This window comes from Hephaestia mangrovi, assembly GCF_019880555.1.
Taxonomy (GTDB): domain Bacteria; phylum Pseudomonadota; class Alphaproteobacteria; order Sphingomonadales; family Sphingomonadaceae; genus Sphingomonas; species Sphingomonas mangrovi.
The window spans coordinates 606,471-617,284 of the sequence record NZ_JAINVU010000002.1 but is presented as its reverse complement, the minus strand read 5'-3'; the positions used below and the strand labels follow the sequence as shown (position 1 = coordinate 617,284).

The 10,814-nt window shown below is 66.5% G+C and carries 13 protein-coding genes and 2 tRNA genes; 5 read left to right on the top strand and 10 right to left on the bottom strand.

What is annotated here, in order from left to right:
* Position 1: 1 nt before the first annotated feature.
* Complete coding sequence (locus K7G81_RS06845; protein WP_223029975.1) at positions 2 to 451, bottom strand: YybH family protein; 450 nt, start codon at positions 449 to 451, stop codon at positions 2 to 4.
* Positions 448 to 2,040, bottom strand: coding sequence for a putative bifunctional diguanylate cyclase/phosphodiesterase (locus K7G81_RS06840; protein WP_439649528.1), 1,593 nt, complete (start codon positions 2,038 to 2,040; stop codon positions 448 to 450). Before K7G81_RS06840 ends, K7G81_RS06845 begins: the two co-directional genes overlap by 4 nt.
* 225 nt (positions 2,041 to 2,265) lie before the next feature.
* Here K7G81_RS06840 and moaA point away from each other — a divergent pair, with 225 nt between their 5' ends.
* From moaA to K7G81_RS06825, 3 genes are all read left to right on the top strand, one after another.
* Positions 2,266 to 3,267: a GTP 3',8-cyclase MoaA gene (gene moaA / locus K7G81_RS06835; protein WP_223029973.1), complete on the top strand. Its 1,002-nt coding sequence runs from the start codon at positions 2,266 to 2,268 to the stop codon at positions 3,265 to 3,267.
* Positions 3,264 to 4,040, top strand: coding sequence for an NAD kinase (locus K7G81_RS06830; RefSeq protein WP_223029972.1), 777 nt, complete (start codon positions 3,264 to 3,266; stop codon positions 4,038 to 4,040). The genes moaA and K7G81_RS06830 overlap by 4 nt, the downstream gene beginning before the upstream one ends.
* Positions 4,041 to 4,089: 49 nt before the next feature.
* Positions 4,090 to 4,164: transfer RNA gene (locus K7G81_RS06825), tRNA-Asn, on the top strand.
* A 14-nt stretch (positions 4,165 to 4,178) separates the two neighbouring features.
* Here K7G81_RS06825 and K7G81_RS06820 read toward each other — a convergent pair.
* The 3 genes from K7G81_RS06820 to K7G81_RS06810 all read right to left on the bottom strand — a co-directional run bounded on the left by K7G81_RS06820 (position 4,179) and on the right by K7G81_RS06810 (position 6,479).
* Positions 4,179 to 4,787, bottom strand: a complete 609-nt coding sequence (locus K7G81_RS06820) for a class I SAM-dependent methyltransferase (protein ID WP_223029971.1) — start codon at positions 4,785 to 4,787, stop codon at positions 4,179 to 4,181.
* A 23-nt stretch (positions 4,788 to 4,810) separates the two neighbouring features.
* Positions 4,811 to 6,037 (bottom strand): BtaA family protein, encoded by a 1,227-nt coding sequence (locus tag K7G81_RS06815; RefSeq protein ID WP_223029970.1) that lies wholly within the window; start codon positions 6,035 to 6,037, stop codon positions 4,811 to 4,813.
* Between the two features lie 133 nt (positions 6,038 to 6,170).
* Positions 6,171 to 6,479: a hypothetical protein gene (locus K7G81_RS06810; RefSeq protein ID WP_223029969.1), complete on the bottom strand. Its 309-nt coding sequence runs from the start codon at positions 6,477 to 6,479 to the stop codon at positions 6,171 to 6,173.
* Between K7G81_RS06810 and dinB the strand changes: the two genes are divergently transcribed.
* The gene (gene dinB, locus K7G81_RS06805) at positions 6,456 to 7,526 is read left to right on the top strand and encodes a DNA polymerase IV (protein WP_223029968.1); all 1,071 of its coding nucleotides are present in this window, start codon (positions 6,456 to 6,458) and stop codon (positions 7,524 to 7,526) included. The genes K7G81_RS06810 and dinB overlap by 24 nt on opposite strands.
* 3 nt (positions 7,527 to 7,529) lie before the next feature.
* On the opposite strand, the gene K7G81_RS06800 is transcribed toward dinB, so the two are convergent.
* The 5 genes from K7G81_RS06800 to K7G81_RS06780 form a co-directional block, all read right to left on the bottom strand.
* Positions 7,530 to 7,606: transfer RNA gene (locus K7G81_RS06800), tRNA-Arg, on the bottom strand.
* A gap of 36 nt (positions 7,607 to 7,642) precedes the next feature.
* Positions 7,643 to 8,080 carry a DUF1178 family protein gene (locus K7G81_RS06795; protein WP_223029967.1) on the bottom strand — a complete coding sequence of 146 codons (438 nt, stop codon included), beginning with the start codon at positions 8,078 to 8,080 and terminating at the stop codon, positions 7,643 to 7,645.
* Entirely contained in the window at positions 8,077 to 8,901 is an 825-nt protein-coding gene (locus tag K7G81_RS06790; protein ID WP_223029966.1) for a carbon-nitrogen hydrolase family protein, read from the bottom strand. Before K7G81_RS06790 ends, K7G81_RS06795 begins: the two co-directional genes overlap by 4 nt.
* A complete protein-coding gene (grxC, locus tag K7G81_RS06785; protein WP_223030164.1) occupies positions 8,898 to 9,155 on the bottom strand; it encodes a glutaredoxin 3 in 258 nt (85 codons plus the stop codon). Before grxC ends, K7G81_RS06790 begins: the two co-directional genes overlap by 4 nt.
* Before the next feature lie 31 nt (positions 9,156 to 9,186).
* A complete protein-coding gene (locus K7G81_RS06780) occupies positions 9,187 to 9,918 on the bottom strand; it encodes a ComF family protein (RefSeq protein ID WP_223029965.1) in 732 nt (243 codons plus the stop codon).
* Positions 9,919 to 9,966: 48 nt separating this feature from the next.
* On the opposite strand from K7G81_RS06780, the gene K7G81_RS06775 reads away from it, so the two are divergent.
* Positions 9,967 to 10,809, top strand: coding sequence for a class I SAM-dependent methyltransferase (locus tag K7G81_RS06775; RefSeq protein ID WP_223029964.1), 843 nt, complete (start codon positions 9,967 to 9,969; stop codon positions 10,807 to 10,809).
* Positions 10,810 to 10,814: the final 5 nt, after the last annotated feature.

The window sequence follows — 10,814 nt, the reverse complement described above, 5'->3', positions numbered from 1 at the left end:
GTCAGGAACTATGGTCGGCGATGATTTTCCAGCCAGCCGCGCCCTTTACAAACACCAGGCTCGTCGGCCCGGTCCACGCTTTCGTTCGCGTACCGGCCGGCGACACCGTGTAGCGCGCGATAAGCAGTGCGTGGGTCGCATCGAGCAGCCGGAAATCGAGCATCTGGAACGACAGGGTGCCGCGCTCAGCATCCTTGGCCCCGCCGAAATAATCGCGATAGTGCGATGCGATGTCGGCTTTGCCATGGGCGAGGCCGTTGCCGGTGACATAGGTCGTCGTCGGCGCATCGGCGTAGACTGCCATGAAGCGATCGAGGTCGCCCGCATTCCACCCTGCTGCGCTGTCCGTCATCGCCGCCATCACCGCCTGCTGCGCATGCTCCGCCGGTGTCGGGGCTGCCACCGGTGTGGAAAACACGATCGCGGCCGCCGCCAAACCGATTGCTCTCATCGCCCTTGTCCTCTCTCGACCAACGCCGCCAGCGCCTCGCTCGACAGCGCCTCGGCGCACAGGAATCCCTGGTAATAATTGCACCCCTCCTTGGCGAGGAGATCGAGCTGCTCGGGCGTCTCGACCCCTTCGGCGATCACGCCAAGCCCCAATGAGCGCGCCATTTCGATCACGCCGCGCACCACCACGCGATCGCGCGGCGTTCCTGCAATATCCTGCGCCAGATGCTTGTCGATCTTCAGATAATCGAGCGGTAAGGCCTTCAGGTAGGCAAGGCTCGAATAGCCGGTCCCGAAATCGTCGATGGCGACGCGACACCCCGCGCCCCGCAACATCGCGAACAATGCCGCAGCGGCGCCGAGATCGTCGATCAGGCCGGATTCGGTGATCTCCACCGTCAATCGCGAGCGCGGGAAGCCACCGGTATCAATGCGGTCGAGAAACAGGTCGGCAAAACCCGGCCGAGCGATATCGGCTGCGGTAAGATTGATCGACAGGCGCAACGCTCGGAGCGCGGCCGGCCAGGACGCGGCAATGGCCAACGCCTTTTGCTGGATTCGATCGGACAGCGCGATCGCCAAGTCGGCGCGTTCGGCCGCGGCAAACAGCGTTTCCGCCCCCAGCGCGCCGAGCCGACCGTGTTCCCAGCGCGCAAGCGCCTCGACGCCGACGATAGCCCCGGTGGCGATCATCACCTGCGGCTGGAACAGCACGTCGATCTCGTCGCGATCGAGGGCGTGGCGAAGGTCGATCGCCAGTTTCTCGATCGGCATGGTTTCGATCCCGTCGCTTCCGGCACGGCGGATCACGGCGCCATCCGAAGCCTTGGCTTCGGCAAGGGCCTCGCTCGCGCGGCGCAGCAGGCTGCCGGCCTGATCGTCGTGCTCGGCGCCCGCAATGCCGATCCGTGCAGCGATGACAATCGGCGTGTCCGCCACCGGGTAGGTGCGGGCCAGTTCGGCCGCTAGGCGTTCGGCCGCGAGATCGGCCCGCGCATCGGGATCGCGTGCGGCAACCAGGAATTCCGCGCCACTCATCCTCGCGACGATCGCGCGGCTGCCGAGGAGTTCCGCCGTCACATGTTCAATCCGTTCGAGCGCCATGGTCAGCACCGCGTCACCGGCGGCGCGGCCATAGCTCGCGTTGACGAGGTCGAACCGGGTAAGCGCGATCAGCAAGACCGTGATCCGCCCCCCCTGCCCCGCAAGAGCGCGATCGAGCCAACGGCGCGCACCCGCGGAAGACAGGGCGCCGGGCCCCGTAGCCGGGGGCGCCGGCAAATCACGGATCGCACCGATCCGGGCGGCATGGCGCGTGGCATAGCGCAGCGCTTGCAGCACATCTGCGGGATTGGTTGGCGTGAGCAGGAAATGGGTCGCGCCGGCGTCGAACAAGCGACCGAGCGAGGCGCTGTCATTGCGGTCCAGCAGGGCCAGCAATCCGGCACCGGTCGTTTCAACCGCTTCGCTGATCGCCCGCACGGCGGCAAGGCCCGCTTCAACCCCCGAGCGAATATCGACGAGGGCAACGCCGGCGCCACTGGCCAGGAAGCGGCGCTCGGCGTCTTCCGGCCCATCCGCGAGGACCACACGCCAGCCCCCTGCGGCTGCCAATGCAGCAAGCCCCTCCGCCGCCGTCGGAGACAACAAGAAAAGCGGCGCCGCCGTGCCCGCCGATCGGATCTCAAAGTCGCTCAAACCCCCTCCGCCACTTCGGAACGGCACGAGGGCACGTTCCACACTCCGTCCTATCGCGGCAAGGCCAATCCGCAAACGGGCTTGTTTGCCAGTCGACGAAAGCCTAGCTCCCAAGTCATGGCCCCCGCCTCAGCCTTGATCGATCAGCACGGCCGCAGAATCAGCTATCTGCGCATATCGGTGACGGATCGCTGCGATCTGCGTTGTCGTTATTGCATGGCGGAGCACATGAGCTTCCTGCCGCGCGACAAAGTGCTGACGCTCGAGGAAATTGCGGCGATCGCCGATCGCTTCGTTGCGCGCGGGGTGCGCAAAATCCGGCTGACCGGCGGGGAACCACTCGTGCGGCGCGGGATCGGCGAGCTTGCGACGCGGTTGGGACGCCACTTCGGCCACGGTCTCGACGAATTGACGATGACGACCAATGCCAATCGTCTGAGCGAGCATGCGTCGACCTTGGCTGCGGCGGGGATCAAGCGGATCAACGTCAGCCTCGACAGTCGTGATCCGGAAACTTTCCGCCACATTACGCGGCATGGCGATGTCTCCCGCGTGATCGACGGCATCTTCGCGGCACGCGATGCGGGGCTCGCCGTCAAGATCAACATGGTGGCGCTCAAGGGTCTCAACGATCGTGAAATCGCGCCGATGTTGCTGTGGTGCGTCGATCATGGTTTCGATCTGACGCTGATCGAGACGATGCCGCTCGGCGCGATCGACGAGGATCGCGCCGAGCGTTTTCTGCCGCTCACCGAAGCCTTCGAAGCGTTGCGCGGGCGCTTCGACCTCATTCGCGAGATCGATCGTACGACAGGCGGCCCTGCCCGCTATTGGCGTGTCGAGGGCAGCCAGACCCGGCTCGGGCTGATTTCGCCGCTCACCGCCAATTTCTGTGACGGGTGTAACCGCGTACGACTGACCACCGAGGGCAAACTCTACATGTGCCTCGGGCATGGCGATCGCGTCGACCTGAAGGAGGCGCTTCGTCGTGGCGGCTTGGACGCGGTGGACGATGCAATAGATGCCGCGATGGCGGCAAAGCCCGCGCGACACGATTTTCAGATCGTTTCTGGCGCCGCGCCGGCGGTCGAACGTCATATGAGCGTTACCGGCGGATGAACGGCGCCCGCCGTGCCCTCCTCGCCTCGCCGACGCCGCAAGCCCAGGCTGCGGCGGTGGATTTGCGCGAGCGCTATGAATGGGTGCCGATCGCCGAAGCCGAAACCGTGATCGCCTTGGGCGGCGACGGATTCATGTTGCAGACGCTTCACGCCCAACTCGATCGCCGGACGCCGGTGGTGCCGGTGTTCGGCATGAACCTGGGGACGGTCGGTTTCCTGATGAACGAGTGGCGGTCGAGCGGTCTTGAGGCAAGGTTGGCCGCGACCAGGCCGTTTAAGGTCACGCCCCTGCGGATGACGGCGACGACGGTCTCTGGCGAAACGCATGTCATTCCGGCGATCAATGAAGTCTCGTTCCTGCGCGAAACGCGGCAGACGGCGAAGCTGGAAGTCACGCTCAACGAGCGCGTGGTGCTGCCCGAACTTGCTTGCGACGGCATTCTCGTTGCCACGCCGGCGGGGTCTACCGCCTATAATCTCTCCGCGCAGGGCCCGATTCTGCCCCTCGCCTCGTCACTGCTGGCGCTGACGCCGATCAGCCCGTTCCGGCCGCGGCGCTGGCGTGGCGCGATCGTTCCCGATTCGGCGCGCATCTCGATCCGGGTGCTCGATGCCGCCAAACGTCCGGTGAGCGCGGTCGCCGACCAGCGCGAGGTGCGCGAGGTGGCCAAGGTCGAGATAGCGATCGACCGCGCCCGCGATCTCACATTGCTGTTCGATCCCGAACACGCGCTCGATGATCGCATCACGATGGAGCAATTCATCGCGTGATGGGTTGCATCCTGAATTCGAGGCGGTATAGAGCCGCCCTCGACATCGTTCCCTGATAGCTCAGCGGTAGAGCTCTCGACTGTTAATCGAGCGGCCGTAGGTTCGAATCCTACTCAGGGAGCCACCCCCTCCACCAGTTCAGCCGAGCACGGCGCTCCAGGCGTAGCCGCGATAGTGAGACGCAGTTTCGGCTGTCAGGTTCCACTGCGCGGCGATCGTTTTCGCTTCGGCGTGGAGGTTGGCGCGCGGGGTTACGTGGAAGCGGCGGAGCCAGGCGAGCAGGCCCTTCCGGAACACTGCGGGCAGCCGTTCCTGCTGGCCGAAATCGACGATGTGGACGCGGTCGGCGATAGCAACGGCGTTGGCGATCGCGGCCTGCCACGGCGGGATCATCGACAGGGTGTACGAAAGAAAAGCGCGATCGACACGCTGGCACCCGCATAACGCCAGCAGGTCGAAATCGGCGGCATCGGCTTGAGCGAGCCGAATTCGATCGGCAAGCCCGGCACGCGCGACGTTGTTGCGGGCGGTTGCCAGCATTTCATTGGAGATATCGAGGCCATAAAGGCGGGCCCGCGGCCAGGCACGTGCGGCCGCGATCAGGTTTCGCCCGGTGCCGCAGCCGATCTCCAAGATGGTGCCATCCGGCGGCGGTGCGAGTTCGCGGATCAGGCGGTCGCGCCCGAGCAGATAATATTTGCGGGTCAGGTCATAGATGTGGCGCTGGGTGCGATACATCGCGTCCATGCGATCGGCGTGGTCGTGCGCGGTCAGCCCCGGTCTCCCAACACATAGAGGTGAACGCCGCCATAGATTGACGACCGATCGCGCCGCGTGAAATCGCGCGACTCCGCGGCGCGATAATCCCAACGCGACAGAATGGCATCGGGCACGCGCCCGGGCAGAATGGTCGGCTCGCCGGCGGTACGAAACAGGACGCGGGCCTCGGGACGGGCAGTGCGGGTGATCTCGGTCCACAAGGCCGCCAGTTGCGCGTCGGTCATCCAATCCTGCGCATCGAGCAGCACATAGCGGTCGATCGTCGCATCGGCCCGCGCGGCGAGATCATCGACGAAATTCGCGTGGCGAATTTCCACCCGATCGATGCGATCGCGAACTGCAGCATAATGACGAGCCTGCAGATACGGCGGAACCGGCGCAGTAGCCCCCTTACCATAGCCGCGACCGAACGCTTGCCAGGCGAAATAATTGTCGGCGATATCGAAATCACAGGCGAGCCGCTGCAACCGGGCGCGCAACACTGCGATCATTTCCTGGTCGCCGGCCAGCGCTTCGTATTGCGCCGGCGGGATGCCGAGCCCGAACAGCGAGGCGGGCTGGTCGGCGAGCCAGCGGATGAAACCGCTGTCGAAGAACGGAGCGAGCTTCGCGTCGAAAATCGCACGCTGTTCGTCGAGCGAACGAGCAGAGAGGATAACGCCGGGATCGATGCCATGAAGCCGCGCGAGCAGATGCGCGGCACCAATGAAATGACCGAGCAGCCCGCGCTTATAGAACCCCGACGCAAAACCGCTGATGCGACGGCGCCCATTGAGCCCCCGCCCTTCCCAATAGCGGCGGGTGACGTCATCGAGGTGCGGGGCGACATATTGGTGATAGGCTGCGATGTTGTCGCGGGTGGCGATCGCGAAGAAGCGGCGGAAGTGGGCGTGATCGGGCAGATGGCGCGCCGCCGCGAGCTTGAGTTTGTTGAGCGCGACGTGCGCCGTATTGAGGTCGACCGCGGTGATCGCGCGCGGATCAGCCGTCAAATAACTCAATACGTTACACCCGCCCGAGGCAATCGTGACGATGTGGCAATCGGGGGTGACGGCCAGTGCTTCGAGGTCGACCGCGGGGTCTTCCCAGATCTGCGCATAGACCAGGCCGCGGAAGGCGAAGGTGAAGGCGCGTTCGAGCAGCCCCTGGCGGCTAAGTTGGCGGTGGCGGTGGACGGCGGCGCGGACAGCGCCATTGGCATACGACCGATCGGGCATGGCGGTTCTCCCCGCCGCGCCGCTACGCCGCGGCGATGACGCCGCGATGACCAGTCCGCGTCAATCATGTGAATCGAACCAGCGCCCGCGGCCGTTTACTGCGGCCGCCGGCCCCGATCCCTGCAAGATAAAACTAAGGTCTGCGCGTCGAATTCTTCTGCGCGAAGAACGCCATGGCAGTAAGCGCGCCCAAGGTGCCGATGCCGCAAATCGCCAGCATGGCCAATTGCCCCAAATCCATTTTCCTCTCCCCGCCTTTTGTCTTGGTCGTGGCTATTGACAGCGAGACTGTCGTCAATATTGCGGCGGCGCAACCCTGATTCGGTGCTGCACCGCACAAGTCGCCGAGGGGCACATCACAAGTGCGCACTTCGAAACGCGTGACTTTGATCGCGCGCGTTCCTATCATGTTCCGGCAATGACCGGCCGCAAGATCATCCATGTCGACATGGACGCCTTCTTCGCGTCGGTGGAGCAGCGCGATCATCCCGAGTTACGCGGCAAGCCCGTGGCGGTCGGCGGCTCGGGCGGGCGCGGCGTCGTGGCGGCGGCCAGTTACGAGGCGCGCCGGTTCGGGGTGCGCTCGGCGATGCCATCAGTGACGGCGGCGCGATTATGCCCCGACCTCATCTTCGTGCGGCATCGTTTCGACGTCTATCGAGCGGTTTCCCGGCAGATTCGCGAAATCTTCGCTGATTATACCGACCTGATCGAGCCGCTGTCGCTCGACGAGGCTTATCTCGACGTCACCGAAAACCGCCGCGGCCTGCCGTCCGCGACCGATACGGCACTGGAAATCCGCGCCCGCATCCTTTCCGAGACGAAGCTGACGGCATCCGCCGGCATTTCGTACAACAAGCTGCTCGCCAAGCTAGCGTCGGACATGAACAAGCCGAACGGGCAATGCGTCATCACGCCCGCGCGCGGCCCGGACGTGGTCGCCGGCCTCGAGGTCGGCCGGTTCCACGGCATCGGGCCGAAGACCGCGGCGAAGATGAACCGGATGGGGATTTTCACCGGCGCCGATCTGCGCGCGCAGGATGTCGCATTTCTCGAACGGCGGTTCGGCAAGGCGGGGCGCTGGTATCATTCGATTTCGCGCGGCGAGGATCATCGGCCGGTATCGCCGCATCGCGCGCGCAAATCCTCGGGATCGGAAACCACTTTCGATGTCGACTTGACCGATCCCGCCGCGATCGAGGCCGGCCTGATCGGCCAGGCGGACGACGTCTGGGCGTGGTGCGAGAAGGCCGAAATGTACGGCCGCACGGTGACGACGAAGATCAAGTTCGCCGATTTCAAGATCGCCACGCGCAGTCGCACCCTGCCCCGCCCCGTCGCCGATCGCGACACGCTGCGCACCGTGGCTGTCGAACTGGTCCGGACGATCTACCCGCCGCGCACCGGCATCCGGCTGCTCGGCGTCACGGTATCGGGCTTCGCGGCGCCCGAACCGCACGCCGAGGCGCAAATGGCGCTGGTGTTCTGATGCTGGTGCCCCCGAGAGGACTCGAACCTCTGGCCTGCGGTTTAGGAAACCGTCGCTCTATCCTGCTGAGCTACGGGGGCACGCGCGCCGCGTCGTAGAGGCGTGCGCGGGAACGGTCAATTGCGTGTCTCGGGCGGCTCGACGGGGAACAGGAGCGGCGCCACCGGAATGCCATCCTCGATCAGGTCTCGGGCTTCGGCGGCGCTGGCCTGGCCATGGATCGGGGCGTGATCGATCTCGCCATCGTGCATCGCGCGCGCCTTTGTCGCGAAGCCGGTGCCGACCCAGGTCGAGCCATCGAGCGCCTTGCGCTGGGCAGCGGCGAGCGCGGCAAGCGCGGCCTTCACCGCTGCCGGGTCCGGCGGCCGCGCCTCGATCTTCGTGTTGCCCTTTGCCGGCACGTTGGGCGCCATCACCGCCTTGCCGATCTCGCGGTCGCCGCAAAGCGGGCATTCGAGCAAGCCGCGGGCGCGCTGATCCTCATAATCGCGGCTCGATCCGAACCACGCCTCGAACACATGCCCGGTCGTGCATCGCAGATCATAGACGATCATCGCACATGCTCCACCTGCGGGATCGCACGCCGGTGTGCGAGCACCGGAATGCGGGCCCGCACCGCCGCAACGCTTTCAAGGTCGATTTCGGCGAAGGCGACACCGGCCGCTTCGCCCATGTCGAGCAGGATATCGCCCCAGGGGCCAATGACGAGCGAATGGCCGTAGGTCGCCCGGCCGTCCTCATGCGTGCCGGTTTGCGCCGCGGCGACGACGAACGCGCCCGATTCGATAGCCCGGGCGCGCATCAATAGGTGCCAATGCGCGGCACCGGTGGGGCGGGTGAAAGCGGCAGGGACCGACAGGATCGTAGCGCCCGCGCTGGACAAGGCGCGATAGAGATCGGCGAAGCGCAGATCGTAGCAGATCGACAGGCCCAAGGTGCCGACCGGCGTATCGACCACCACCGCCGTTTCACCCGCCGCATAGGCCGCCGATTCGCGCCAGCTTTCACCGGTGGGCAGATCGACGTCGAACAGATGCAGCTTGTCGTAGCGGGTACGGATCTCGCCCGCGGCATCGATGACGAAGCCGCGGTTGGCGAATTTGCCGTCGTCGCGACGCAATGCCAGCGAGCCGATGTGAACCCAGATGCCGTGCCTGGCCGCCGCGTCGCGCGCCGCGGCGAGCGTGACGTCCTGCTGTTCGGACGCAATGCTATTGGCAGCGCGCGCGCGATCGCGATCGAGCACGCCGGACATTTCCGGCGTGAACAGCATCGCCGCGCTGCCGGCGGCTGCCTCGGCGATCGCCTCGGCAACCGTTCGGGCGTTCGCGGCGGGGTCGATCCCACTCGTCATCTGCGCCAGCGCGATCTTCATGGCGCCAGCAGCGCATCCAGCCTGCCGCCGCGATCGAGCGCGGCAAGCTCATCCGACCCGCCGATATGAGCGCCATCGATGAAGATCTGCGGCACCGTGGTGCGGCCGCCGGCACGATCGATCATCTCGGCGCGCTTCGGCCCGCCCATGGTGATGTCATATTCCTCGAACGCGGCCTGCTTGCCCTCGAGCAATGCCTTCGCCCGGTGGCAATAGCCGCAGAATGCCTTGGTGTAGATTTCAACTTTCGCCATGAAGCCGAGGTGTGGCGCGGCGGGGCGCTTGTCAATCACTCTCGCCGTCGAGGACGCGCGCCCAGCACAGGATGGCGACGCTCGCCGCGCCCGCGGCGAGCAAAGCGGCCGTGCAGGCCGCGGCGGTCGCGCCGCTGGTATGGACATCGTCGACGAGGACCAGCCGCTTGCCGCGCAGCGCCGGTTTGCGGCGGTCAGGAACCGAAAAGGCGCCGCTGACCGCGGCAACTCGCTGCCTGGCGCCGAGCCCGCGCAGCACCGGCGTCGCGCGTCGCCGCTCGAGCAGGAAGAGGTCGCTCGGCACGTCGGTTTCACGACCGATCGCGGCGGCGATCAGCGCGGCCTGATTGAACCCGCGCGATCGCAGGCGGCGGCGATGCAGCGGCACCGGAACGATCAGGTCGGTATTGGCCGGAAACCGCCTGACCATCGGGCCCGCCATCGTTTCGGCCAGAGCCATCCGTCCGCCATATTTGAGCTTGAGCGCGACGTTCCGTGCGATGTCGCCATAGGCGACGGCTGCGAAGATGCCGGAATGGCGCGGCGGCCGGGCAAGGCAATCGCCGCACAAGGCGCCTTCGCCGCGATCATAAGCGAACGGGGCCTGGCAGCCGGCGCACCACGGCGGACCAAGAAAGTGGAGCGCCTGCCAGCAATCGGGGCAAAAACGGTGCGGGGCGCGCGTCACCGCGCCGCATCCGGGGCAACGCGGCGGCAAAGCGAGATCGACGGCGATCGCGGCCGCGCGGCGCAATGTTCGCATATCCTGCCCCCCTTGCCGCGCCCCTCATCGATCGCCACAAGGCCCGGCGTGAGCACGCCTGACCTTTTCGACCGCACCCTGCGCCGCCGTCGCCGCGACCGCGCCGCCGCGCAATACAGTGCGCACGATTTCCTTCGGGCGGCAATGCTCGACGGTATCATGGATCGCCTCGAGACGGTGAAGCGCGGCTTCGGCGCCGTGCTCGATCTCGGCAGCTTCGACGGTGCGTTCACGCCGCCGCCCGGCGCGCGGATCGCGCGGCTCGATGCCGGATATCGGTTCGCGCGCTCATCCGGCGGAGTGCAGGCCGATGAAGACCGGCCACCCTTTGCCGATGGCACGTTCGACCTGGTCGTCTCGGCCGGCGTGCTGGACAGCGTCAACGATTTGCCCGGGGCGCTGACGCTCGCCCGGCGGATGCTGCAGCCCGACGGCCTGTTCCTCGCCGCGTTCGTCGGCGGCGACAGCCTCGCCACGCTGCGCAGCCTGCTGCTCGCCGCCGAAGGCGACCGCCCGGCAGCGCGCGCGCATCCCCGCATCGACGTGCGCTCGGCCGGCGATCTGCTGGTGCGCGCCGGCTTTGCGCTGCCGGTCGCCGATCTGGAGACGCTCACGGTGCGCTATGCGAGCCTCGGCACGCTGCTCGCCGACCTGCGCGGGATGGGCGCGAGCAACATGCTCGCCCAGCGGCAGCCCTTGTCGCGCGCCGCGCTTGGCCGCGCTGCCGCCTTGTTCGCAGAGCGCGCAGGCGATGACGGACGTCTCGCAGAGACATTCGACATCGTGTTTCTCACCGGCTGGTCGCCCAGCCCGTCGCAGCCCAAGCCGGCGCGACGCGGCAGCGGGACGGCATCGCTGGCCGCGGCGCTGAAGCCGCCCGGCGAGGGATGAGCCGG